Origin of the sequence: Paenibacillus sp. D9 (assembly GCF_001188365.1) — a bacterium.
Classification (GTDB): Bacteria; Bacillota; Bacilli; order Paenibacillales; family Paenibacillaceae; genus Paenibacillus_O; species Paenibacillus_O humicus.
The window spans coordinates 1,887,609-1,912,461 of the sequence record NZ_JZEJ01000001.1; the positions used below are offsets into that span (position 1 = coordinate 1,887,609).

The following is a 24,853-nucleotide window of genomic DNA, read 5'->3' on the forward strand; positions in this document are numbered from 1 at the left end:
CTTCATCCGCAATCTTTGTTCATTAGCTATGGCATTATTTAGAAGAAATGGTATTCTGAATCTAGCAACGCGATAGTTCTCGCTCCATGCATCAAGCAAATTCAAGTTTATTAATGCGAGGCTCAGGAGGATCAAATGAGAGGTAAAATTCTGCTGCTAACGACCCTGATCGTTGTCATACTAGGATTGACAGCAGCCTATTTCATGCTCACAAATGTAATGAATCCTAATTCCATCGCAATAACCAGTACCCGAATTGAAGAGGAAACGATTTTGTTGAAGGGAACATTCATGGATAGTGCCTTAAATTATAGCGGATACAGCAAGACCTGCCATGAAAATAAATTAGTTCTAACAATAAAGGGGAGCCTCATTAAATGGCCCCACTCTAGCGGCGAATTTGAAATCCATATTAAAAACACCTGTGGCGTTCATGAAATATACCTCCAGGGATCGGATCCCAACTCGATCAAATTGATTTACAAATCGGATCATTAATTGATGGCGGGCGCTATTGTCCCTATCAAAAATCAAAACCCTTAGAGTCTTTGAAACAAAAATCCTCAACATGCAAAAAAGCCGGTCCCCAATCGGGACCGGCTTTGCCTATTTTAGCTGCATGCTAGCCTTGCCGCCCGCTGCCGAGAGAAAACGCTCCGTAATTCCCTTCGGCCGCGTAATGGCCCCTCCTACGACGACCGCTGCCGCCCCGAGCTCCAGGCAGCGGCTGAACATTTCCGGCGTCAGCACATTGCCCTCGGCGACGACCGGAATCGCGGCTGTCTCTACGACATCACGCAGAAACCGGAAGTCGTCATCGTACAGATGCCGTCCCGAAGTGCCAGGCGTGTAGCCGTGCAGAGTCGTGGACACGCAGTCGAAGCCGAGCCGCTGTGCCTCGGCCGCCTCCTCCAGCGTCGAGATGTCGGCCATCAGCTGCACGGAAGAGTTGACGCTGCGGCAGTAACCGACCAGTCCGCTCAGCGTCTCGCCGCCCGGACGCGGGCGCGACGTGGCATCCAGCGCGATCATCTCGCAGCCTGATTCCAGCAGCTCGTCGATCTCCCGCCTCGTAGCCGTAATGAACACCTCGCTGCCCGCATAGTCGCGCTTCACGATGCCGATAACCGGCAGGCCGACCTCGCTTTTGATGGCGAGAATATCGGGCTTGGTATTCGCCCGGATGCCTGCCGCTCCACCCTGCTCCGCCGCCAGCGCCATCTTGGCCATGATGAACGGGCTGTGCAGCGGCTCCTGCTCCAACGCTTGGCAGGAGACGACCAGACCGCCTCTGATCCGCTCCAGCATATCAGTATTTCCCCGGAAATGCCGCGTACTCGGCGACGGCCGCCTCGATGTCCCGATTGAGAGCCTTCAAGGAATCGCCGTCTGCAGCGCTTACCGGCAGGAGTGGCAGCCGCGGCGAGCCCGTCTCGATGCCGCGCAGCGACAGAATCGCCTTGCAGGCACCGTACAGGGACGGATAATTCAGCAGCTGCGAGATGACCGAGTTGATTCGGACTTGAAGCGCCTGCGCCTCCTTCATCCTTCCTTCGTCCGCGAGCTTGCAGAGCGCTGCGAAGAGCTCCGGCATGACGCCGTAGGTGCCGCCGATGCCGCCGTCCGCCCCCATCATCCGGCCGGCCAGGAACTGCTCGTCGGGACCGTTGAAAACGAGGAAGTCTTCCCCGCCCGCCGCCTTCAGCTGCTGCAGTCCATAAGTGCTCTCTCCGGACATCTTGACGCCGATGACCTTGTCCTGCTTGGCCAGCTTGGCGCATAGGGAAGCGGACAAGCTGAAGCCGGTCGTCTGCGGAATGTTGTAGATGATGAACGGCAGCGAGGCCGCATCGATCATCTGCTGCCAATGGTTCTCCACCGCGGCTTCGGACAGCCGGTAGTAGATCGACGGCACCGCCGAAATCGCATCGGCGCCGCAGGCTTCGGCATGGCGGGACAGCTCCACGCTGTCCGCCGTGGAATTGGCTCCTACATGCACGATGATTTTGAGCTCGCCGCGCACTTCCTCCAGAACCGCCTCCAGCATCGCCTTGCGTTCCTCGACGCTCTGGAGAATTCCTTCTCCCGAGCTGCCGCCGACATAGAGGCCGGCAAGGCCTTTGCCGACATAATAGCGAGCCAGCTTGGCCGCGCGCCCGGGACTTACGGCGCCCGCTTCGTCATAAGCGGAGTACAAGGCGACATACATCCCTTGGAACTTTGACACATTGCTTTTCCTCATCTAGATCGTCTCCGTCTCTTTCGTATAGTAAGCATGAACGGCTCCATACAGCGCCGCCCTGTTGCCAAGCTCGGCGACGGCCAGCTCGGCGGGAGCGAACCCGGCAGGCAGGCAGCTCCGCACATGAGGGCCGATCCTGCGGAGCAACTCTTCGCCTTGGGCAGACACGCCGCCGCCGATCAGCACCTTGAGCGGGTCGAACAGCAGCATCAGTTCCGCGATTCCGCGCGCCACCTCTGCGGCCCATTCGTCGATCAGCGCTCCGCATGCGGCGTCGCCGGATCGGGCGGCTGCGAACAGCTCCGGGCCGGAGCCTTTGAAGCCGGGCCATTGCGCAGCCGCGCGGTTCAGCAGAGCCGAAGTCGACGCCCGCTGCTCGTACGTCGTGCCGGCATCCTTGTCATAGAGCGAATGGCCGATTTCTCCGGCTCGAAAGCGAGGCCCGGCCATGACGGCTCCTTCTGTGAACAGCGCGCCGCCGATGCCGGTGCCGAGCGTGATGCAGGCAAAATGCGGGCAGCCGCGCGCCGCGCCCTTCCACCATTCGCCCAGCGCGGCGGCGTTGACATCGTTCATGACCGAGACCGGGAGGCCGAACCGGCGGCCGAGAGCGCTTTTCCAATTCGTGCCCCGGTACTCTGGAATCGTCCCTCCGGCGTAGAGAATCTCCCCGCTGCCGGGATCGACGACTCCCGCGGTGCTGACCCCGATTCCCGCTATGCCGGGATGCCTGGCCATCAGCGATTCCATGATGGAAGCAGCCGCTTCCGGTATGGCGATGTTCGCCCGTCCCTGCGGCGTGGCGGCGCGGCCGTCGAAAACGATGTCCGCCGAGCCGTCCAGGACGGCGAACTTGATGTCGGTTCCTCCCACGTCGAGAGCGGCGAACAGCCTCATTCCTTCACCGCTCCAATCGAGATTCCGCGGGTGAAGTATCGTTGGAACAGGATGAAGATAAGCAGCATCGGGATCGCGGCGACCGTGGCGCCCGCCATCTTGTAGGCGAAGTTCGGATTGAGATCCTGCATCAGCGTCGCGATTCCGACCATAAGCGTTTTGCTCTCCTTGTTCTGGCCGATGACCAGCTGCCACAGATAGTCGTTCCATACCTGAACGAAGTTCAGGATGAACAGCGCTCCGATGCCGGGCTTGACGATCGGCAGCATGATTTGCAAGAATGTTCTGACTTCTCCGGCCCCGTCAATCCTTGCCGCTTCCCTCAGCGCATCCGGCGCCGTGTCGAAAAATCCTTTGAGAAGGAAGACGCCGAAAGCCGTCGCCACGTTGGGCCAGATCATGCCGTACACGCTGTTGACGAGACCCAGATCCTGGGAGATCCGGAACAGAGGCACGATCATCACTTCCTTCGGAATCATCAGGCTGGAGATGAAGACGATAAAGAAGACGCTGCGCCCCTTGAACCGAAGCTTGGAAAAGGCGTAGGCCGCCATGGAGCTCGTGACGATGAGCAGCGCCGTCGACAATCCGGCCACGTACAAGCTGTTCAGCGTCCAGCGCAGAGCCGGCTGATTGGTGAACACATCGGCGTAGTTGGACCAGGTAAACGTGCGCGGCCACCAGTCCGGCGGCATCTTGATGACATCGGAGCTGTTCTTGACCGAGCTGCTGAACAGCCAGTACAGCGGGAACAGATTCAGCAGGGCGAAGAGAAGCACGACCGTGTTGCTGGCGATATCGAATGATTCCCGTTTCTTTGCTTTTTCTTGCCGCATAGCCAACCCTCACTTATCGTTGAACATGGCTTTGAGCTGGGGCACGGACAACAACAGCGTCAGCAGGAACATGATGACGCCTACCGCGGAGGCAACGCCGAGCTGGTTGTACTTGAAGGCGTTGTTGTAGAGGTAGTACATCAAGGTCACGGAAGCGTTGTTCGGTCCGCCGCCCGTAAGCAGCTGGATGACCACGAAGATTTTCAGCACGGCGATGATGTTGATGATGGTGATGTAGATGGTGGTGGGCTTCACGAGCGGCAGGAGAATATGGCGGATGACATGCAGGCGGCTCGCCCCGTCTACTTCCGCGGCCTCGAACAGATCCTTCGGGACGCCGATCATCGCGGCGATGTACAGGATGATCGCCTGCCCGACGTTCGTGGCGAAGGTGACGAAGATGACGACCGGCAGCACCGTGCTTTTGTTGCCGAGCAGATTCACCGTGCTCATTTCCATCTCCCGGGCCATATACGAGATGAGGCCGTTGGCCGGATTCAGCAGGAAGCTCCACACCATGCTCATGACGACCATGGACACCATGACGGGAATGTAATAACTCCCCCGGATGAACGAGACATACTTGGCGTTTTTGTCGAAGACGGCGGAGCCGACGAAGAAGGAAAAGGCGACCGTCAGCAAAACGATGGCGACGACGAAAATGACCGTGTTCCAGACCGCCTTGAAAAAGACGGGGTCGCCGAACAGAGCGGCGTAATTGTCGAATCCGACGAACGTTTCCGTCCGGTATTGGACCTTGTACAGGCTGAGGCGCAAGCCTTCGACGATCGGATAGACGACGAAGATCAGGAACAGCAGGAACTGCGGGGCGATGAACAAATATCCGGTCAGGCCTTCTTTGACATTGCGATTGTACCGTATCATGGCTGCTTACCTTTCTCCCTTGGCCGGAACTCCCGCCCGCAGGCGGGACATCCCGGATGCCGGATGGCGCGCTCGCTTCCTCGCGATCGGCTTAGGGCTTGATGACCGAGCTTTCTCTGGCTTTCTGCAGAACGGCGTTTCCTTTGGACTGATAATCCTTGATCGCCTGCGCCGGGGTCTTCTCTCCCGTGTACATCGCCTGCAGCTCCGGATACAGCACCTGCCTCAGCTCGCTGTAGCCCGCGACATTGCCGGTGAAGGAGAACATGTTGGCGGCGTTGGCGTCATAGGCGGTAAACAGCGGAAATTGGGAGGCGAATTCGGAAGCGACCGAGCTGCGCACCGGAATGCTGTTCTTGGATGCCTTCACCAGCTCCGGATCGGTGGAGAAGAACTTGATGAAGTCCTTGGACGCTTCCATTCGGGCCTTGTCGCCCGTGTTGAACAGCGCCGTGCCGACGACATACGTGAAGGCCAGCGGCTTGCCGCTTGCGGATGGAATATTCGCCAGGCGCATGTCGAAGGAAGGAGATTTGCCCGCCTTCATGTCCGCCTTGGCGTTGTTGTACAGGACGGCGTTGGTGAAGCTGATGCCGAGCTGCTGGTTCTGGAACATCGCGTTGGCATCGTTGGAGGAGACGGATTCGGCGCCGGGGTTGGAATAGCCGGAATCGTACACCTTCTTCAGCCATTCGGCCGCCTTGATTCCGTCGGCATCGTCCACGGCGAGATTGTTCTTGTCATCGAAGAACTTGTTGCCGAACATTCTCAGGTAAGCCAGGTTCCACGTATCCCCCTGGTTGTTCAGAGCATACAGCGCCATCGGGTACGCATTGGGGTACTTGTCCTTCGGCAGCTTCGTTTTCAGCGTCTCCAGAATCCGGTTGTATTCGTCGAGCGTCCACGTCTTGATCTCGTTTTCCCCGCCTACCAAGCTGTCCAGGCCGGCCGCGCGGAACATATCGGCGTTGTAGGCCAGCGTTCCCGGGTTATGGGCGAACGGATAGAAGTAGACGTCCTTGCCGAACGTGACGTTGTCCCAGTAGCCTTGGGCGATGTCCTTTCTGGCGGCATCGTCCACGATGTCGGTCAGAGGAGCGAGCGCCCCACGGTGCACATAATCGCCCATTGCGAACACGCTTTCAAAAAACATATCCGGCGGAGTGCCGCCGTTGAGGTTGACGTTCAGCAGCTCATCCCGCTGGTCTCCCGCGACGACCTGGACATTGACCTTCACGTCGTACTTGTCGTACTGCTTCTTGAATTTGTCGGCGGCATACAGGAAAAAGCTGTCGTAGTCGGCGCCGTCCTCCGTGGCGTCCATGACTCCCTTCCATTGCGGAGTCAGCCACAGGGAAAGCTCCACCTTTTCCTTTTTGCCGGCACCGGATGTCCCTCCGGCCGAGTCGGCTGAACCGGCGGAATTCGAATTCGAGTTGGCGCCGGAACAGCCGGCGGCCACGGATAAAGCCAGAGCAGCGGTCAGGACGGTCATCGCTCTTTTTTTGAGCATGGGTATTTCCCCCTTCAAATTGGTCATTGCGGATGATGCCGGCCGTTGCGGATCAGGCTTGCAGCAGATCAGCAGCGATCTTGACGACGGCCTTGCGCGCCCGCTCCCCGCCTCCCAGCCCGGGACGATGGATATCGGACGGGAACAGCATCATGTACATTCCGGGCTCAAGCCGGATGCGCCGCTCACGCTCCAGCTCGCGGTACAGCGTGCAATCCTGCTCGGCGTCATAAGCAAGATGCAGGATTTCCTTGCCGTCATGGGGCTTCCAGCCGATGTCTTCCTCCCCTTCGAGCAGGAAATGGATATCGATGCAGCGCTCGTGCTTTTCCGCAAGCCTCTCCACCGGCGGGACGGTATGGAGACTCATGACCTGCGCATAGAAGCGGTCGCCGTCGATGTCGATGCGGCCGTCCTCCACCTTCGAGAAATCGGTTTCAAGCAGAAATGCAAGCGCTCGCTGCAGCACAGGATGAAGATAACGGCTATCGTGTCCGGACCCGTCCAAGGCATCTGCAATCATGCCTGCCCTCCTTCATGATTCATGTAAGCCCTTTTATGAATGTCGGCTTTGCGGCTTATGCCCTCATTATATCGAGGCCTATTCGAGGCTCACAGGAACGGATTTGCGCGAATTGTTCACCCTGTATGGATTTTATCCGCCGATCTTCACATTCTTTAGCCGTACATTCACTCTATTTAGATAAAAAGAGAGGCCCTGCTCGAGGCAGCCTCCCTATAAAGTCATTTCAAGCCTTCATTTCAAGCCTTTTTTAAATTTCCCCCTGAACTGCTGCGGGCTTATTCCCTTGACCTTCTTGAAGATCCTTCCGAAATAGTTGATGTTCTCGTATCCTACCCGCTCCGAAATCAAATAACTGGGCATATCGGTCTTCTTCAAATACTCCGAAGCTTTCTCGATCCGCAGCCGGTTCACCCAATCGGTAAAATTCATTCCGGTTTCGCGCTTGAACAAGGTGCTGAGGTACGCCTCGCTCATGCTCAGCCGGGCTGCGGCATCCTTCAGAGACAAGGATTTCGCGTAGTTCTCCCCCAGATACGCCAGCAGGCCGCGGATATCTTCCCGCGATGCGGCGTTAGGGGGCGATTCCTCCACATGCCTGCGCGCCTCCGCATAATAGCCTCGAAGCTCCTCCCAATCTGCGCAAGGCGGCGACAGGCCGGCTTCGAGCTCCATGCCGAGCATCGATCCGGAAGCTCGGATCAGGCTGTCGATCCGCGCCGCGGCGGCTTCGGCTGCGATGGCATCGGCTGCGATGGCATCGGCTGTGGATTCCAACGGCTGAATCAACGCGGCCATCTCGAGCGGATTGGGCATGCAGAGGCTGGAACCCAGGAAATCCCGCAGCTCCGACTGGACAAGATGGTCAAGCAGGCGGAAGGCCGAATCCCGCTGCGACTCGTCGCGGAATCCCCTCACGCGCACATGCAGCAGCCGCATTCCTTTCGGCAGCGGCGGCAGCTCCAGCCCGGCTGGCCGGGGCTCCTGGAGCTCGCCTCGCAATTGCCGCCCCATGCGGTCAGCCTGGCTCCCCCGCCGTTCCGCAGGCGCCGGGGAAGCTCCGCTCCCGCGGCGGGATTCGTATTTGGCCGCAGCTTCGCCCAGCAGCTCCAGCAGCACGGACGGCTTGATGGAAGTCTTCAGCACGTAATCCTCGATGCCGAGCTTCATCGCCCGGCGCACATAGTCGTATTCGTCGTGGCTGCTGAGCACGATGATCATCATATCCGGGTACTTCTCCTTCACCCTGGCGATCAGCTCGAGTCCGTCCATCCGCGGCATGACGATATCGGTCAGCAGAATATCCGGCACGCCCTGCTCCATCAGCTCCAGCGCCATCTCCCCGTCGGCCGCATCGCCGATATAGTCGAAGGAGTGGCTCTCCCAGTCGACCAGCGACTTGATCCCGAGCCGGACCAGCAGCTCATCCTCGACCAGCATCACTTTAAGCTTCCCCGCCATGTCCTTCCCTCCCTTTCCTTGCGGGCAACAGTACCGTCACCGTCGTCCCGTTCCCTTCCATGCTATCCAGCTTGATGCCATAGGGCTTGCCGTACTGAAGCCGGATCCGGTCATGCACATTTTTGATTCCGATCCGCCGGGACGGCTCCTCCTGCGCGTCCGCCTCCAGCCGTTTCCTCAGCTCCATCAGCCTCGCCTCCGCCATGCCGGCCCCGTTGTCGCTTACCGCGACGATGACCTGCTCCTCGTTTCGGAGAGCCTCGATCCGGATCGCGCCGCCTGACGCCTTGTCCTTCAGCCCATGCATGAGGCAGTTCTCCACGACAGGCTGCAGCATCATTTTAAGCGCTTCCTGATCCAGCAGCTCATCCGGAACATCGATCTCGAGAGAGACGGCGCCCAGGCTCATTTTCATCAAGTTCATGTAGCTGCCGATATAATCCAGCTCCTGCCGCAGCGTCGCAAGACTGCCGTCGCGCCCGATGCTTCCTTCCAGAATGCCGCCGAGGCTGGACAGCATGTCCCCGACCTCGTCGTCCTTGCGCAAGTAAGCAAGCCATTTGATGTTGTTCAGCGTATTGAGCAGGAAATGGGGATTGATCTGGGACTGGAGCGCCCGGAAGCGCATGTCTTCCTTCTGCTCGTATTCCTGCTTGACCCGCTGCAGCAGATGCCTGATCTCCCTCACCATGTCGTTGTACGTCTGGCTGAGCGCCGCGATCTCCTGAGGTCCCGCGACCTGGATCGTGGAATGGAACTGCTTGCTTTCCAGCTCGGTCATCTTCTTGCGCAGCAGCCTCAGAGGCTTGGACATTCCGTTGGAAATCGACAGCGTCACGATCGTGAACACGATGAATATCGCAGCAAGAACAAGCATATTGGTCCGCCGGATCGTCACGATTTCCTCGAACACTTTGTCGTAAGGCACCATCTGGACCGTCGTCCAGCCGTTCAAGCCGATCGTATCATGGCTGACGATCCACTTCCGTCCGTCCTTTTCGACGATGCTTTGTCCTTGGCGGCTCGAGTGGATTCCGGCCATCACGATTTCCTCCGGAGCCTGCTGCCCCTGCATGCCGCCTCCGCCGGCAGAGACGATCCGGTCCTCCTTGTCCAGCAAATAGACGGCCCCGTCCAGGCCCCGCAGCATTTTGCGGACATCCGTCTCCGGCACGCTGAAGGAGATCGAACCGAGATTTTGGCCTTCGGGAAAGTCGGACACCGCTTTGACAAGCGTCACCATCGGCCTCTGCTCCAGGTACAGCATCCGGGAGTCTCCGGACATCCAGAGCTGGCGATAGGGCTGGCTCATGAGCGAAGAGTACCAGTCGGAGCCGGTATAGGCGCTCAGCTTGGCATCCGGTACGTAGCTTGTGCTCAGCCAGCCGCCGTAGCGGTCGATCAAGGTGATGTCCGTGTTCGTGAAATAAGAGCTGAACACCCGTTTGAACGCGGCATCGGACAGCCTGAGCTTTTCGTATTTGGAATATTGGCCGGGATCCTTCAAAACCGAGCGGATATCGGCCTGGAGCGTCATCTCCACCGATGCCTGGACCATGTCGTCAAGCAGAAGCTTCACGTTGTAGGTGACCAGAGACAAGGCATCCTGGTTGGATTCCCCGATTTTATGCTCGATCGTCCGCTCCAGCGGCTTGTCGAGCAGATACATGCTGATCAGCACGGGGGCGATCAGAAAGCAGAGGATGGAGAAGAATACGCGGTTGCGGATCGTGTTCCAGCGGGGGAAGCGGCTTTGGCGGCTTGCTGCATCGAAGGTTTTCAACTGCATTCACATCCCTTTTGTCCCTCTGGCTGCTATAACGTCATCCCAAAGATAGAACCTGTTATTTTCAAAGACCTGATGACTGCGCTTTCATTCATCCCCTCATTCTAGCTCCAATCCGCAGTTCTCGCATCATGCAATCCGTTCCAGTACCGGCTTTTGGCCAAGCAAAGGAAACGGGACGATCTTTTCCCGATTCGTCCATTATATCGATTTTAGAATTACACTGCATTTTACAAGCTCTAAATATCTTAAAAGCAATAGATTTATCGACGCTGCGCCGACTGGATTTCGACGGTTATTCGCTTGACAATTGCGATAAAAAGCAGATTGGCAACAAGCGGATTTCCATCAACATCGGCAAAATGAAATTGATTGGGAGTTGTCGCTGCGTTAGAACCTTTAATGAATCAGGCTGAACCGGTTTGACTGCCATTCGGAACGGAGAGGAGGGAAGCGCGATAAAGACAAAGCTTGCACAAATGTTCTAGAATGGAAGAAGCCTATAAGGAAAGAAGGTCGGCCATGCTGTTCTATAGCATCGCGGTACTGACATTCATGCTGGATCAAGCGACCAAATGGCTGATCCGCAGAAATCTCGAGATCGGGGATTCATTCCCATGGGGGCCGTTCCAAATCAGCCGTTATGAGAACAGCGGGATGGCCGGAAGCCTGTTTCAGGGATATGGAACTCTGTTCGGCATTGCGGCTCTGCTGTTCGTCGTGGCCATTCTCTATTATCGCGGCACCCTGGAGAAGAAACGCATCCTTCTGGAAGCCAGCTTCGGATTGCTCGTTGGCGGAGCGGCAGGCAACGGAATCGATCGCCTGCTGTTCGGACGCGTAACGGACTTCCTTGTGCGCTCCGGAGGCATTCTCAACGTGGCCGATCATGCCATCGAGGCTGGCGTGCTGCTCCTTCTCATTCATTCGGCCCTCAACTGGCTGAAAAGGTTAGCAATCAAAGAGTGGAAGAATTGATATCCTCCGCTCCGCATGCACGGCCCGCAGCTCCGATTGATGCATGCATCGATAAGTGTCGAATCTCTTCCAAAAAAATCCCATTATAAGGGTTTATATTAAAATGTTGACATAAATTGTAATATAATATATTCTTGCAAGAGATATCTACCCCATCATCCGGCCGGAGAAAAGTAGATACGACAACAAGATCTTACATAGGAATAAAATAGGATTGATGGAGGTAATTATATGAAATTACACAAATCCAAACTATTAACATTTGCCTTATCCGTACCTGTAGCAGCGTTTATGCTAGGAGGAAGCTCTTTTGCAGCATCTTCCATATCGTCTACAGTTGGAGGAGTTTCTGTCTCCGGTTCCATCAGCAAATTTGCAAACGGTTCAAGTTACGGCGCTACAGCAAGCACTACGTGTGGATCTACTCTCTGCACCTCTTACGCATCGGTTACTTATAATTATGTATTTGGTGATGTGAACGACATCAAGCATTCATCTGCTTCGGCTTCAAATACGGTTTCAGCTTATGCAACCGCTTACTCAAAAGATGCCCCTGTCGTTTTCAAATCCGCCACAGGGTCTCATAGTATTTCTTATACGAATAATTCGAATCAAAACTTCACCTGGTCTGGATCTACAAATATTTAACTAAATAAGATGCGCCATGTAAGGATTTAGTGCCTTAGAAAAGACCTAAACTCTTTTCTAAGGCACTTCTTCTATGTTCAGTTCATACCTAATTCAGAGTAAAAGGGGCATCATGAAATGAGGAAAAAAATCTTCTTAGGGATGATTTTAGCGATGTCATTCTTATCTGCGGGATGTAATCGCTTTGTTATGCCCAGCGATAATGAGTATCATTCAGAGGTGGATTTTCCCTATCAGTTCCGTGATGGTTTTATGGGTTTGGGGATGACTAGTTCGGAGACAGGATATTATCTTCTGCATAACAATCTAATTTATTATATGGACAAGGAGAAGATGAAGCCCGTAATTCTGGATAATCGGCCAGACAACAACTGCTTGAATAAACCCGACAGCAAGAACTGTTATGCTTTTGTTAAGAATGAAGAGCAAATGACAAGCTTGCTGCAATATTACCATTCTCATTTGTACATAGCAGAAAGCTTATTCGATCCTAAAATATCAAAATTTGGTTGGTATATGAAATTATCTCGCATGGATAGCGACGGTAAAAACCGACACGAAATCAAGACTTTTAAACTATCACCGAAAACAATTGCCATCCATCGGGGCTATATATATTACGCCACGGTTAGCGTTACAAAAGACAATGTTGAGCAGCTTGAGATCAAGCGATCCAAGCTTAAGGACCCTAATAAAGAAGAGATTATTTATACGGGCACAGATGGTATTACAGACTTATCAGCCATGATCCCGTTCGGCAATCAACTGTATTGGGTAGGTCTTGGAAATAAAGGATATGCAGAGCAAAGATATGATTTCAGTACGGGAAAGGTCACTACATTGTGGGATCGTGGTGATGGCGGATATAGCTCAATCTTGAGTATTTCAGATCAAAGGCTATATTTCAGTTACTTCTATGGTGACCCGGCTGACCCAAGAACGCTTAAAAAGTATTCATCTGATCTACAAGGAAGAGACATAAAAGAATTGCCTATCGAACATCCACCCGTCATTTCCTATTTTCTTAAAGATAATAACTATTCGTATATTCGTCCAAATGATGCTTACAAGGATCATCTGCCTAAAGGAGTCCCGTATGAATTAGCCATTTTGAAAGATAATGTAAAGATTGATTCGCTTGACTTAACGCCTTTAACGAAATTTTTTCAACTTTATGTCGGTGATGACCGTTATATGTTTATCAGATACAGTGATGACACGAAGGCTGGATATTACTACATAGATAAAAGTCAATTCGAGACAAAACAAGCCTCATTTAAGCCTTTGCTGGAAAGCAAAGTTGAGAATGAATCCCTTGTTGACTGAGGGGCGTGTCGATGAAACTGATCGGTTACGAGCTGAATAAAATCGTACACAAGCGAATTGTGATGCTGCTAGCCATCATCCTCCTCCTTATAAATAGTGTTTTCTTCGTCAATGAACAACGCAAAGATCATCATTTTCTCATTCAAAATCGTGACCAGTACAAACAGGTAGAGCAATCCTATAAAGGATTACCCCCTGTGGATGGGAAGAGATTAACAACCCTACAAGTTCAACAGTTCATTCTTTATGGGCAATTCATACAAGCCTATTTGAGTCCAAAGGATAGTCCTTGGCAGAAAATTGTCGCTGATTTGAAAAGGGATAATCAACAAGCATACGAGCAATATGAAACAAGTCCTTACTTTAACCAAGAGCAAGCGATAATACGGGATTCTTATCTTTTAAATATGTTGAGACTTCAATTTGAAAATGCTGACCATTTTGATGACAAAATAAGCTCGATGGAAGAACAAGCAAATGAAATGAAATCCGTCTCCATCTTCAACAAGAAAGATTCCTTCTCTTATCGGAATATTGTAAAGACAGTCGAGGATTTTAAGCCTTTACGCGGCTTGCCTTTCCAATTAGGGCTGGAGGAAGGGATTGTATCTGGGACGAATACTTGGTCGACTGATTTCTGCTTGGCTATGTTGATCTTCCTGCTTATCACCATCCTATTTTATGTGGAGAAAGAGGAGGGACTAACATCCCTCATTCGCTCTACTCGTCACGGTAAACTGCGTACATTCGGAGCGAAGTTGACTGCCTTGACGCTTATTACCATTTTTCTCTCTTTGATTTACTATGGTTCGATTCTACTTCTTGCAGAGCGATTATATGGGTTTGGCAGTCTCTCCCGATATATTCAGTCCATGAGTTCTTTTTATCATGCCGTTCAACCGTTGACAGTGGAACAGTACCTTTTGGTATATGTGTTGTTGAAGATCATGGTCAATATACTATTGGGCTGGCTGATGGCTGCGTTATTTCTCGGTCTTGGCCATATCTCCAAAATTTATGTCGCGACATCCCTCTTGCTAGGCGCCAGCTATTTGTGTTACTCGCTTATTCATCCGAATTCTTATTTGAATGTACTAAAGTATATCAACATTCTGGCTTTTTATGATGCCTTCCATTTCATCTCCGATTATCGCAACTTGAATATATTGGGCTATCCTGTTCGGAAGGATACATTAACCTTATGGGTATGGGCAATAATGACGGCGATCTTGCCCTTGGCTTGTGCTTGGCTATTTGTGAAGCAGCCTGTTTCCATAACAAGTCCAGCACCGCTGCGTTGGATTGTGAAATGGAAAGCTTCGTTATGGAAGCACAGGAGAATGAATTCTCTCTTTTTACATGAATGGTATAAACTTCTGATCGTTGGGAAATCTGTTCTGGTTCTTATTTTCGCCGTTATTCTAATGTATAACCGAATAGATCAGAATGAACGTCCGTTTGATCTGGATTCAGGCACATATAACCGCTACATATTATCTCTGCATGGAGAATTGACGCAAGAGAAGCTTTTATTTCTTAGTGAGGAAAGAGATAAATTCACAGCAATGCCTCAGGAGCTCGATGCTTTGAAACTGAAATTAAAAAATAAGGAGATTGACTTAATTACTTACAATCAGGAAAAATTCAAAATCGATGAATATGCGAAGCAAGACAAAGCATTCCGATTTGTCGAGAAACAACGAGATTATTTGCTCCAATTAAAGCAGAAGCAAGGAATTACGGGCAACTTTGTAAATACAATATCCAGTGATGCCTTATTTAACAGCCAGCAAGATCGCCTTCTTGATGGAATTATTTACGTCCTTCTGTTGATTGTCGGCCTTGGCCCTTTGTTTGCATTGGATTATAAAAATGAGATGATGAGGGTCATTTGGAGCAGTCCAAGGGGAAGATGGCGTTTGTTCGCCATGAAACATGCTATTGCATATGCATTCGCTATATGGTTGTTGGTGCTTGTTCAAATACCTAAATTCTATAATGTCATTGTTCATTATCCCCGCCTTGATTGGAGCGCGCCTGTCCAAAGCATTGAAGTTCTGGGAAATGTGAACTGGCCGATTAGCATTTTAACCTATGTGATAGTGACAAGCTTGCTGCAATTGCTTGGTGTACTGATGCTGGCTCATGTTATTTTGTTCATTGCTGTAAGTCTGAAGAAGCAGTCTTTTCTACTCCTGACAGCTACCTCATTAGCCGTGCTTCCGCTTTGTCTTCAATACATGGGCCTGTCGGTAATCGACAAGTATAGTTTTAATTTCGCATTTGAGCTCTACGGCAAATTTAATTCGGTATCTTATGGAACGGGGATAAGCTTGTACTTTGGCGGATTGGTTGTGGTCGGCATGGCAGCATTCCGAGCGGCTTGGTCTATTATAAACAGATTCAAATGGAGGGAAAACTGAACATGCAATTGTCCATCAACTCCATTTCAAAACGCTATGATCGTGGACGTAAAGCAGCCCTGCATCAGTTCACGTCACATCTGACTCCCGGTATATATGGTGTATTGGGGCCAAATGGAGCGGGTAAGTCAACCTTAATGAATCTGATTACGGATCAAATTCAACCCGATGAAGGAGAAATTCTATTCAATGGGCAGCATATTAGTAGACTTGGCGAAAACTATCGAGAATTATTAGGTTATATGCCGCAACAACAAGGCATTTATCGTGAATTTACAGGCCGGCGCTTCTTATGGTATATGGCTGCTCTTAAGGGGCTGCCGACGGCCCAAGCGAAAACTAGAATTGATGAGTTGTTGTCGATTGTAAATTTAACGCAAGATGCGGACACGAAACTTGCTGCGTATTCCGGGGGGATGAAACAGCGCATCCTCATTGCCCAGGCATTGTTGAACGATCCCGATCTGCTTATTATGGATGAACCTACAGCAGGACTTGATCCAAAAGAAAGAATACGCATTCGCAATTTTATTTCTACCATTGCTCTCAATAAAATCGTGGTCATTGCAACCCACGTGGTTTCAGATATTGAATTTATATCAAAGGAAATATTGCTCATGAAGGAAGGGGCGCTAATCTTGCAGGATGATCCGGTGAACTTGCTTTCTTGCATGGAGGGTCATGTACACGAAGTACATACATCGGAAGCGGAACTCCCCCTGCTCCAAGCACGTTTCAAGGTAAGCAATATATTAAGTGATCGTGAGGGGATATGGGCAAGAATTGTTCACGATCAGCCTCTGCTGAACTTGGAGACTAGAGCGGTCAAGCCCAACTTGGAAGACGTGTATCTTCATTATTTCCAGGATTAATCCCCCTCCTTATTCCATCAAAGCTAGAGATATGGCCGAGAAGCCTACGCAGGATATTGCTGTAGCTCATCAAGGAATGGAATCCCTAAGAGGATAAAAAGAAAGACACCCTTGCAGGCGTCTTAGAAATGATAAAACCTTCCTTGTCCAGATTTATTCGTTCAACTCAGATGTTGCCATCATGATTCATTAAATTTACGGCCAGAGATTTATTTCTTCGCCTTATAAAACTCATGATAAAGCTTCATGAGCGCCCGCTTCTCGATCCGCGACACATAGCTTCGGCTGATGCCCAGCTCCTTGGCGATTTCCCGCTGCGTCCGCTCCTCGCCGCCATGCTCCAGCCCGAACCGGGCCATCACCACTTCCCGCTCCCGCTCGTCGAGAATGTCCAGATTTTTGTAGATCTTCGACTTCTCGATTTTGAGCTGCACCTTCTCCACGACATCGTCATGCTCCGAGCCCAGGATATCGATAAGCGTGATTTCGTTGCCTTCCTTATCCGTACCGATGGGATCGTGCAGGGAGACGTCCTTGCGCGTTTTCTTCAGCGAGCGGAGATGCATCAGAATTTCGTTCTCGATGCATCGGGCCGCGAATGTCGCCAGCTTTGTCCCCTTGCCGGTCTGGAAGCTCTCGATCGCCTTGATCAGCCCGATTGTGCCGATGGAGATGAGATCCTCGGCATCCTCGCCGGTGTTGTCGAATTTTTTGACGATATGGGCGACAAGCCTCAGATTATGCTCGATCAGCAAGTTCCTGGATACGGGATTGCCCTCGGCCATCAGCTTCAGATGGCGCAGCTCCTCTTCCTCCTGCAGCGGCTGCGGAAAGGCGTTGTTTTTGACATAGGATACGAGCAGGCTGAGCTGCTTGATGAACAGGGCGATTGCGGCAAATAATCCAGGCATTTTTCGAGCCACCCCCATGCAGTATTACCGGCCCTGCCGAGGGCACCGGTGCAAGTGTACTGACAGTTTATGTGGGCTGCCGCCCATACGTGCCTGTACGGAGCAGACACACGCAAAATAGGCCGCATTCAAATTAAATGGTTCAAAATCGCCTGAATCGGGTACATCTTCACCGCCGCAGAAGCAAGAAGCCGATTAATATAAATAAAATCGTTGATTTCCCAGTATTTAAGTAAATGGTATTAACTTTCCAAATCTTCCTGTCGATAAAATCATCGTTCTGACCATAGTTAAGGGGAGAGTTAAAAAGTATGGAATCCACCTTCCAACCGCCGGCAGGGCAGCAGCCCCCGGTACCGCCGGGATACGCGCCGCCCTATGCAAGCGACGAAGTCGTCAGCGTCAAATCCTGGCTCGGCTCGCTTGTCATTCTCATGATTCCCATCGTCAACATCATCTTCCTGTTCGTCTGGGCGTTCGGCGACAGCGCGAACCTGAACCGGAAGTACTTTGCGCGGGCGTATCTTTTATGGGCGCTGATCGGCATCGTCCTCTACATCATCTTGCTGGCTGTTTTCGGAGCTGTCATGTTCAGTGCCTTCAAATCCATGAACGATATGAACGTTTAAAAGGAGAACCCCTATGTCCTATCAACCGATTCCGACCGGCAGCTCCCAAGTCATCCGCACCAGCTCCTGGATGGTGACGATGCTGCTGCTCGCTATTCCGATCGTCAATATCATCATGCTGTTCGTATGGGCGTTCGGCTCCGGCGTCAATCTCAACAAGCGCAATCTGAGCCGGGCTTACCTGATCCTTATCCTGATTGTAATGGGGATCTCGCTGCTCTTCTTCCTGTTGTCTCTCGCAGCGGCATCGGGTCAATAATCGACGACTGCCGCCATCTTTTAACCCAAAAAAAGCCCAGGCAGATATGATCTGCCTGGGCTTTTCGCCTTCATGTACAGGACGGACGCCGAAATCATCATCGAGGGTACAGGGAACCCAGCACGTCGCCGACATTTCCGTCCGAAATATAGTTCGCATAATCATCGAGCGGAGTCGGAGTCCGGTTGACGATAATAAGCTTATCGCCGCGGTACAGGCTCACGAGGCCCGCAGCCGGATGCACCGTCAGCGACGTGCCTCCTACGATGAGCGTGTCGGCCTGCTCGATCTCGAATGCCGCGCGATCCAGGAGATCCGTATCGAGGTTCTCCTGATACAGCACGACATCCGGCTTGACGATGCCTTCGCAGGCCGTGCAGAGAGGAACCGGGCGCGGATCGCGCAGGACGGCGGACAACGGATACTTGAGCCCGCAGTCCATGCAATAGTTGCGGTGAACCGATCCGTGCAGCTCCAGCACGCTGCGGCTGCCGGCAAGCTGATGCAGGCCGTCGATATTCTGGGTGACGACCGCCGTCAGCCGGCCCTCCTGCTCCAGCCTAGCCAGCGCTCGATGCGCGGCATTGGGAAGCGCTTCGGGATAGACCATATGGGTCCGGTAAAAGGCATAGAAATCAGCCGGATGCTCCATGAAAAAGTCCCGGCTCAAAATCTCTTCCGGCAAATACGTTTTGCTCGTACGCTGCTCGTACAACCCGTCCGCCGAGCGGAAATCGGGAATCCCGCTTTCCGTGGAGGTTCCCGCCCCGCCGAAAAATACGATGCGCCGGCTGTCGGACAGAATCGTCTGCAGATCCGCCTGCTCCATGCGGCCACTCCCTCTTCAGGTTCATTTCCCACCTTTACCCCGCTTCGGCTGAGACTGACGCCGATGCAGCCAAATTAGCTGCGGCCGGCTTCTACAGGCTGGTTTTGAAAATCGCCTTGTTTTCCAATCCGCGGATCATCGGCGTCCAGCTGTCGGCTTCCGGCGTAGAGCCGAGCGCGTCCTCGACCATCTGCAGCTTGGCGTCGAGCGAATCGATGAAATGGAGCGCGACCGCCTCGGCCATTTGCGGCTGCACGGGACTTCCCCATTCCCCGAGGTTGTGATGGGACAGCACAAGATGCTGAAGCGCTGTTACCTTGGCGGATTCCAGCTCGATGCCCAGCTTCAGCGCCGCTTCCGTAATCCAGCCGGATATGAGCGCCAGATGGCCGATCAGCCGGCCGCGGTCGCTGTATTCGGAGACGATGCCGAGCTGCGCGTTCATTTCCTCCGGCTTGGCCAGATCATGCAGGATGATGCCCGCAACCAAGAGATCCCGGTTCAGGAACGGCCTCTGCAGGCAGAGGAACTCCCCGATCTCCAGCATCCGAACCATGTGGTAGGCAAGGCCCGCATAGTAGGCATGATGATGGCTTTTGGCCGCAGGGTAATGCTCCAGCCGATCTCCCGCCTTCACGACGCAATAAGCGGTTATTTCACGAATCTGCACGTCTTGAATGGAGTCGACCTTGCTGCGTATGTTTTCCATCAAAGCGTCGGGGGCGGCGGGAGCGGCACGGATGAAGTCCGTCAGCTGCAGATTGTCCTCCGGCGCCGCAGGCCGGATCCGGGATACCTTCATCTGCAGGCGTTCCCTGTACAGCTGTACGGTTCCCTGTACTTTGGCCAGCATCATCGGCTTCAGCGTATCTTTCTCATGCGGCTTCAAATCCCAGTACTTGGCCGTAAGCTGGCCGCTGGAGTCCGAGAGCACGAGATCCCAATAATCCTTGGGAGGCGTCGCATTGGTCAGCTTGACATCGAGTTCCTTGACCAGATAGAACCCTGTAAATTCGTCCTTGTCGTTCAGACTGCTAATCAACGTCATGCAGCAGGCTCCTTCCGGGTGTTCATTCCTGTCTCCAGTATACTACGGAACGGCCCTTCCAGGCTCGTCATCGCTTTACTGTGACAGGCTATTCGGCGCGCCCGTTCCCGCTTGCAGCCCCCTCTCCGCCAGGAAGCGTATGGACAGCCGAGCGATTGGAAACCCTTGCAACAGGGTATAAACTGCCTATCAAGGCAATCGAACGCTGCAGCAGAAGGAAGATCCATCAACCAGGAGGGGACAAGCATGGAAGACAAGAACAAAGAAGGTCTCGCGACGGAAAAAGACATCGATCCTCGATTCGGCCTGTTCGAGGACCAGCGCGAAGGAAGCCGGGTGCAGGGCGCCGAGGAAGAGCTTCTCCGCACGTATCCTTCCGGAGAAGGCACCTATGGAACCGTTCAGGTCGACAGCTACACCGTGTCCTCCTCCCAGGCGAACGCCGCGCTGGCGGATGATGTCGACGGGGCGGAAGCGCCGAGTCCGGATCAATACGCCAAGCAGCGCGACGGCGGCGACTATGCCGAGGAGGTTCCTGTCGGCGTGCGTACCGTGAACGCCGATCCGGACCTTCTGGATCTCGCAGACGATACGCCCGTCGATCCCGCTGCTCCGCCCGACGAATTCCACGGCACCGATCTGCTGAACGGAGTCGGGGCGCACCCGGAGGAAGAAGACCGGGAATGACGATACCGGTAACCGGCGCATAAATAAAGCAGGGGCTGCATGGCTGTATGCCGTGCGGCCCCCTTCTTTGCCTGTCCGGTTCAATCCTCGAACGAAAATCCCTGTTCCCGCAAGAAATCACCGTAGCTGCGCGACGGATAATCGGTGCGCCCTTTCATCTCGCGCGTCCACGACGATTCCCTGCCTCCGCCGGACCGGTTGCGGATGTAATCCGCATAGAGGCTGTCGTAACGCTCCAGGTCTTCGGCATAACCATTTTCCCTATACCGGTTCTCGGCATACATGCTTTCCAGCGGCAGCCGCGGCCGGTGATCCGGCTGCTCGTCGGGAACGCCGATGCACATCCCGAATACGGGATAGACGAGAGGCGGCAGTCCGAGCAGCTCCGACATCTTCCTCATGTCGTTGCGGATTCCGCCAATGTACACGATGCCGAGTCCCAGAGACTCGGCTGCCGCCGCCGCGTTCTGAGCCGCAAGCGAGGCATCGACCGTCGCCACAAGGAAATACTCCGTCGTCGCGTCGAAGCTTCCTCCATGCATGGCGACCGCTTCTCCGAAGCGGCTGAGATCGGCGCACCAGACGAGGAAGACAGGCGCTTCCCGGACATGGCGCTGGCTGCCGGCGACATCGGCGATCTGATTCCTCAGCTCGGAATCGGTTATCCCGATGACGCTGTAAGCCTGCATATGGCTGGAAGAAGAAGCTTGACGGGCGCAAGCCAGAATCGCGTCCAGCTGTTCGCCCGTGACCGGCTCGTTTTTGTAGCGCCGGATGGAGCGGTGGTTCATGAGCAGCTTGATGGTCTCGTTGCTGTTGCCGGCTTGCATGATGCCAGCCTCCTTTCGGGGACAAAAAACCTCCTGTCCATTATAAGGGACAGGAGGCCGGGCTGCCAGCAGCCGTCCAAACCATCAGGCCTGAGCGGAATCCGTCACTCCGACTGCAGATTGGCGATCATCCGGTCGAAATACCGAAGCATCTGCTCCATATCCGTCCCGTCCATCCCCTCGTACAGCTTGTACATCAGCTTCTGCTTGGTCTTGCTCACCTGCTCGAGCAGCTGCTTGCCGTTCGCTTCGATATCGAGCAGCACGACTCTGCGGTCCTGCTCCCCGCGCTCTCTAGAAATATAGCCAAGCTCGACCAGACGGTCGGCCAGTCCGGTTACCGCGCCGGAAGTAATCTGGAGCCGATCCGCCAGCACCGATGCCTTCTGCGGGCCTTCGGAGGACAACAGGCTGAGAATGCGGACATGCGTAAGGCCAAGTCCATGTTCGTTATCCCGGTTCCATTCGGAGTTGATGAGCTTGCGGACGAGTCTGAACCGGTCATCCAGCTGTCTGATCAGCTCTTGCGATACCGCTTCATTGACCATGCTTCTTTCACCTCCAGACCCCTTTGGAAGTAAGTTGGGGTTATTATATCCTTTTCCTCTAAAAATCTTCAATGTAAAGCTAAAAAAGAAACCTGACACGACGCAGCCCCGTTCGTTCAAGATGGGCAAAGGCTGCCTCAATCCTTGAACTACGCAGAGCAGGACGGTCAGGTTTCAAAAAGTTTAGTTCAAAGCTTTACGGAGCGGGTCCGGCAAATCCGGCCTCAACAGCTTTCTTGCCGTCAGCCAGGCATGCTCCAATGCCCGCTGCAGCGTCCACGCGCTGCGGGCTCCGGCCTGCACCACGAGGCCGCTTCTCCATGTCAGCGAGACGCCGCTGACGACCTCGCGCCCGGGCACCGGCTGGAGAGAATCCATCGCTTCGCGCAGCTTCTCCTCCAGCCGGCGGTCCACCAGCGACGAGAACACGCAGAAGGTTCCCCAATGGGTCATCCCCTGCCAGCTTCCCGGCGCGCCGAGCAGCTGCTCGCCGGGAATAATGCGCTGGTGCTGGCGATAGATCAATTCTCCATCCTCGTATACGGCAAGCTTGCTGTCCAGGCGGCGGTAGCGGAATACTTCTCCGCGCAGCGTCCGGCCCGGACAGAGCGCCTCGGCCTGCATCCAGCAGGCGCCGGGAGCGAGCATCACTTCCGTATCCGAGGCGAAAGACGCATCTCCGAACAGCATGACCGGTTCGGGCATATGTTCCATGACCGCATTCTCGCCGATGCTGAACCGCTGCCGCAGCGATGCGCCGCCGCCTCCCGGACACGGATGCACCTTGAGGAACGACTGGTTGGATATCTGGACCATCGTATCGCTGCCGGCCGTCCAGTCCATCCGGTACGCGTCGCCTTCCAGCATGCCCGGCGACACATCCATGACGAGAATGCCCGCTCCGCTGCCGAGCGGAAAGCTTTTGGCGATCTTGATGGGCGAAGTATGATAGCGCTCCTGCAGCCGCGTTGCGCCGGATCGATGCTCGAATGTCGCCCGAAGCTCGGATACCCGGATGCCGTTCGGCGCTCCCGCTTCCGGGACCGTGCTCAATGGGAGTGTCCGTCTCCGCCGGCCGCCGCTTCGGAGGCCGCGGCGCTCTCGCCATGAGCATGGCCATGCTCGTGATGGGTATGGCTTCTGCCCTGGGCATGGGCGATTTCATGCTCCAGCCAAGCGGCGATCTCCGCCGTCCCTTCGCCTCCGAACAGATTGGAGAAGACGAACGGCCGGTCGCCGCGCATGCGGCGCGAGTCCGCCTCCATCACCTCGAGGCTCGCTCCTACATGAGGAGCAAGGTCGGTCTTGTTGATGACGAGCAGGTCGGATCGCATGATGCCCGGGCCGCCCTTGCGCGGTATTTTTTCCCCTTGGGCAACGTCGATGATGTAGATGAACCGGTCCGCCAGCTCGGGGCTGAACGCGGCAGCCAGATTGTCGCCGCCGCTCTCGATGAAGATAAGCTCGAGCGGAGAGAACCGGCTCTGCAGCTCTTCGATCGCCTCGAAATTCATCGAAGCATCCTCGCGCACAGCCGTATGCGGGCAGCCGCCCGTCTCCACGCCGATGATCCGCTCTTCCGGAAGAACGCCTGTCGCCGCCAATATCCGCGCATCCTCCTTGGTATAGATGTCGTTGGTAATGACCGCCAGGCTGTATTTATCCTTCAGCGCTTCCGCCAGGCGCTCCACCAGCTTGGTCTTGCCGGAGCCGACCGGTCCGCCGATGCCGATCCGGATCGGCCTCCCCGCCGGAATCGGATTCGTTTCCCATTCCACATGCGTATGTCCTTGTCCTTGGCACATAATGTACGCCTCCCAGGCAATAAGTTGGTTTGGATTCAATCCATGTCTTCCATCAAGCTCATTCCTTGCCGCTAATCTTGAGGGTGACGGTGCGGGTCGGGGAAATGAGGCCCCGCCGCCCATCGTCCGGCCAATCCGGCCGTCTTCCGCGTCCACTCGTCATCCTGTGCCGAACTCATCCCTCGTTCTTCCTCTCGGTATGGGATGGCAGGAAACCGGCCGTTGAACAGGTTCAGGACATGAACAATCGCGAGTACAGCGTCTCGTGGCGGATCATGGCCAGCTCGGCGAAAGGCATGTTGCTCCAAGCCTCTTCCGGCTCCATGCCGAGCGTTATTCCGGCGGCCCGTCCGGCATCCGCCGACAGCAAGGCCAGCATGCGCTGGGCTTCCGTCTGTCCGATGGCCATCAGGCGCAGAGCGCTGTTCACCGCATTGCTGATGCTGCCGTACAGCCACCCCTGCACGGCCTGCTCCCGCCCGATGCCGCTCTGCCAGCAGATCCAGCCGAATACGAGCGGATGGGTCAGCAGGCATTCCCCTTCCCGGTATGCCTTCTCCAGCTCTTCCATGCGGCATCCCGGATAGATCGACGCCGCCAGCGCCAGCAGGCGCCGTCCCATCTTCTCCATCCCGGAGCGGGTCTCGGTTCCGATGCGCTGGACATGCACGATGCGCTCAGCCGCCCATAACCGCCGATACTCCCCTGCCGGCGCATCCCGATAGACGGCGGAGACGACCAGCGCATCCGTCGTCGCCCAGCTCTGCTCCAGCATGGCGCGCAAATACTGCTCCAGATCGGCAGCGCTGCGGATGCCGCCTTCCTGGATCAGCGTCTCCAAGCCGAAGCTGTGCGAGAAGCCTCCGATCGGCAGCGCCGAGTCCAGCAGCTGCTGCAGCACGAGCCAGTTGGCCGGA

Annotated in this window: 26 protein-coding genes; 9 read left to right on the forward strand and 17 right to left on the reverse strand. The window is 54.4% G+C overall.

Annotated elements, in window-relative coordinates:
* Nucleotides 1-135: 135 nt before the first annotated feature.
* Nucleotides 136-498: a hypothetical protein gene (locus VE23_RS08690; protein ID WP_049867787.1), complete on the forward strand. Its 363-nt coding sequence runs from the start codon at nucleotides 136-138 to the stop codon at nucleotides 496-498.
* A gap of 108 nt (nucleotides 499-606) precedes the next feature.
* Here VE23_RS08690 and VE23_RS08695 read toward each other — a convergent pair whose 3' ends face one another.
* The 9 genes from VE23_RS08695 to VE23_RS08735 all read right to left on the reverse strand — a co-directional run bounded on the left by VE23_RS08695 (nucleotide 607) and on the right by VE23_RS08735 (nucleotide 10,140).
* Nucleotides 607-1,308 (reverse strand): N-acetylmannosamine-6-phosphate 2-epimerase, encoded by a 702-nt coding sequence (locus VE23_RS08695; protein ID WP_048743776.1) that lies wholly within the window; start codon nucleotides 1,306-1,308, stop codon nucleotides 607-609.
* A 1-nt stretch (nucleotide 1,309) separates the two neighbouring features.
* A complete protein-coding gene (locus VE23_RS08700; RefSeq protein ID WP_049867788.1) occupies nucleotides 1,310-2,242 on the reverse strand; it encodes a dihydrodipicolinate synthase family protein in 933 nt (310 codons plus the stop codon).
* Nucleotides 2,243-3,139: an ROK family protein gene (locus tag VE23_RS08705; protein WP_049867789.1), complete on the reverse strand. Its 897-nt coding sequence runs from the start codon at nucleotides 3,137-3,139 to the stop codon at nucleotides 2,243-2,245.
* Entirely contained in the window at nucleotides 3,136-3,975 is an 840-nt protein-coding gene (locus tag VE23_RS08710) for a carbohydrate ABC transporter permease (RefSeq protein WP_048743772.1), read from the reverse strand. The genes VE23_RS08705 and VE23_RS08710 overlap by 4 nt, the downstream gene beginning before the upstream one ends.
* Nucleotides 3,976-3,984: 9 nt before the next feature.
* On the reverse strand, nucleotides 3,985-4,860 hold the full coding sequence (locus VE23_RS08715; RefSeq protein WP_049867790.1) for a carbohydrate ABC transporter permease: 876 nt from the start codon (nucleotides 4,858-4,860) through the stop codon (nucleotides 3,985-3,987).
* 91 nt (nucleotides 4,861-4,951) lie between these two features.
* Nucleotides 4,952-6,373, reverse strand: coding sequence for an ABC transporter substrate-binding protein (locus VE23_RS08720; protein ID WP_048743770.1), 1,422 nt, complete (start codon nucleotides 6,371-6,373; stop codon nucleotides 4,952-4,954).
* 52 nt (nucleotides 6,374-6,425) lie between these two features.
* Nucleotides 6,426-6,896 (reverse strand): YhcH/YjgK/YiaL family protein, encoded by a 471-nt coding sequence (locus tag VE23_RS08725; protein WP_049867791.1) that lies wholly within the window; start codon nucleotides 6,894-6,896, stop codon nucleotides 6,426-6,428.
* Between the two features lie 234 nt (nucleotides 6,897-7,130).
* The gene (locus tag VE23_RS08730) at nucleotides 7,131-8,357 is read right to left on the reverse strand and encodes a response regulator transcription factor (protein ID WP_049867792.1); all 1,227 of its coding nucleotides are present in this window, start codon (nucleotides 8,355-8,357) and stop codon (nucleotides 7,131-7,133) included.
* The gene (locus VE23_RS08735; protein WP_232316849.1) at nucleotides 8,341-10,140 is read right to left on the reverse strand and encodes a sensor histidine kinase; all 1,800 of its coding nucleotides are present in this window, start codon (nucleotides 10,138-10,140) and stop codon (nucleotides 8,341-8,343) included. Before VE23_RS08735 ends, VE23_RS08730 begins: the two co-directional genes overlap by 17 nt.
* Nucleotides 10,141-10,665: 525 nt before the next feature.
* Between VE23_RS08735 and lspA the strand changes: the two genes are divergently transcribed.
* The 5 genes from lspA (at nucleotide 10,666) to VE23_RS08755 (ending at nucleotide 16,390) form a co-directional block, all read left to right on the forward strand.
* A complete protein-coding gene (gene lspA / locus VE23_RS08740) occupies nucleotides 10,666-11,121 on the forward strand; it encodes a signal peptidase II (RefSeq protein WP_048743767.1) in 456 nt (151 codons plus the stop codon).
* A 231-nt stretch (nucleotides 11,122-11,352) separates the two neighbouring features.
* Complete coding sequence (locus VE23_RS26425) at nucleotides 11,353-11,769, forward strand: hypothetical protein (protein ID WP_127506324.1); 417 nt, start codon at nucleotides 11,353-11,355, stop codon at nucleotides 11,767-11,769.
* 117 nt (nucleotides 11,770-11,886) lie between these two features.
* A complete protein-coding gene (locus tag VE23_RS08745; protein WP_049867794.1) occupies nucleotides 11,887-13,095 on the forward strand; it encodes a hypothetical protein in 1,209 nt (402 codons plus the stop codon).
* Nucleotides 13,096-13,106: 11 nt separating this feature from the next.
* Nucleotides 13,107-15,518, forward strand: a complete 2,412-nt coding sequence (locus VE23_RS08750; RefSeq protein WP_049867795.1) for an ABC transporter permease — start codon at nucleotides 13,107-13,109, stop codon at nucleotides 15,516-15,518.
* 2 nt (nucleotides 15,519-15,520) lie between these two features.
* Entirely contained in the window at nucleotides 15,521-16,390 is an 870-nt protein-coding gene (locus tag VE23_RS08755; protein WP_049867796.1) for an ATP-binding cassette domain-containing protein, read from the forward strand.
* A gap of 209 nt (nucleotides 16,391-16,599) precedes the next feature.
* On the opposite strand, the gene sigK is transcribed toward VE23_RS08755, so the two are convergent.
* The gene (gene sigK / locus VE23_RS08760; RefSeq protein ID WP_048743760.1) at nucleotides 16,600-17,301 is read right to left on the reverse strand and encodes an RNA polymerase sporulation sigma factor SigK; all 702 of its coding nucleotides are present in this window, start codon (nucleotides 17,299-17,301) and stop codon (nucleotides 16,600-16,602) included.
* A gap of 311 nt (nucleotides 17,302-17,612) precedes the next feature.
* Between sigK and VE23_RS08765 the strand changes: the two genes are divergently transcribed.
* Together VE23_RS08765 and VE23_RS08770 are read left to right on the forward strand one after the other, a co-directional pair.
* Nucleotides 17,613-17,930, forward strand: coding sequence for a hypothetical protein (locus tag VE23_RS08765; protein ID WP_021877870.1), 318 nt, complete (start codon nucleotides 17,613-17,615; stop codon nucleotides 17,928-17,930).
* A 13-nt stretch (nucleotides 17,931-17,943) separates the two neighbouring features.
* The gene (locus VE23_RS08770; protein WP_021877869.1) at nucleotides 17,944-18,189 is read left to right on the forward strand and encodes a hypothetical protein; all 246 of its coding nucleotides are present in this window, start codon (nucleotides 17,944-17,946) and stop codon (nucleotides 18,187-18,189) included.
* Between the two features lie 97 nt (nucleotides 18,190-18,286).
* Here the strand turns inward: VE23_RS08770 and VE23_RS08775 are convergent, their stop codons facing one another.
* On the reverse strand, nucleotides 18,287-19,018 hold the full coding sequence (locus tag VE23_RS08775) for an NAD-dependent protein deacylase (protein WP_049867797.1): 732 nt from the start codon (nucleotides 19,016-19,018) through the stop codon (nucleotides 18,287-18,289).
* A gap of 91 nt (nucleotides 19,019-19,109) precedes the next feature.
* Nucleotides 19,110-20,066, reverse strand: coding sequence for a 3'-5' exoribonuclease YhaM family protein (locus VE23_RS08780; protein WP_021877867.1), 957 nt, complete (start codon nucleotides 20,064-20,066; stop codon nucleotides 19,110-19,112).
* Between the two features lie 246 nt (nucleotides 20,067-20,312).
* Between VE23_RS08780 and VE23_RS08785 the strand changes: the two genes are divergently transcribed.
* Nucleotides 20,313-20,753, forward strand: coding sequence for a hypothetical protein (locus VE23_RS08785; protein ID WP_049867798.1), 441 nt, complete (start codon nucleotides 20,313-20,315; stop codon nucleotides 20,751-20,753).
* An 80-nt stretch (nucleotides 20,754-20,833) separates the two neighbouring features.
* On the opposite strand, the gene nfsA is transcribed toward VE23_RS08785, so the two are convergent.
* The 5 genes from nfsA to VE23_RS08810 form a co-directional block, all read right to left on the reverse strand.
* Nucleotides 20,834-21,583, reverse strand: a complete 750-nt coding sequence (nfsA, locus tag VE23_RS08790) for an oxygen-insensitive NADPH nitroreductase (RefSeq protein WP_049867799.1) — start codon at nucleotides 21,581-21,583, stop codon at nucleotides 20,834-20,836.
* Nucleotides 21,584-21,687: 104 nt separating this feature from the next.
* Entirely contained in the window at nucleotides 21,688-22,131 is a 444-nt protein-coding gene (locus tag VE23_RS08795; RefSeq protein WP_048743753.1) for a MarR family winged helix-turn-helix transcriptional regulator, read from the reverse strand.
* Nucleotides 22,132-22,314: 183 nt separating this feature from the next.
* Nucleotides 22,315-23,184, reverse strand: coding sequence for an urease accessory protein UreD (locus VE23_RS08800; protein WP_048743751.1), 870 nt, complete (start codon nucleotides 23,182-23,184; stop codon nucleotides 22,315-22,317).
* Nucleotides 23,181-23,936, reverse strand: a complete 756-nt coding sequence (gene ureG, locus VE23_RS08805) for an urease accessory protein UreG (RefSeq protein WP_049867800.1) — start codon at nucleotides 23,934-23,936, stop codon at nucleotides 23,181-23,183. The genes VE23_RS08800 and ureG overlap by 4 nt, the downstream gene beginning before the upstream one ends.
* 232 nt (nucleotides 23,937-24,168) lie before the next feature.
* Nucleotides 24,169-24,837 carry an urease accessory protein UreF gene (locus tag VE23_RS08810; protein WP_307721775.1) on the reverse strand — a complete coding sequence of 223 codons (669 nt, stop codon included), beginning with the start codon at nucleotides 24,835-24,837 and terminating at the stop codon, nucleotides 24,169-24,171.
* Nucleotides 24,838-24,853 lie beyond the last annotated feature (16 nt).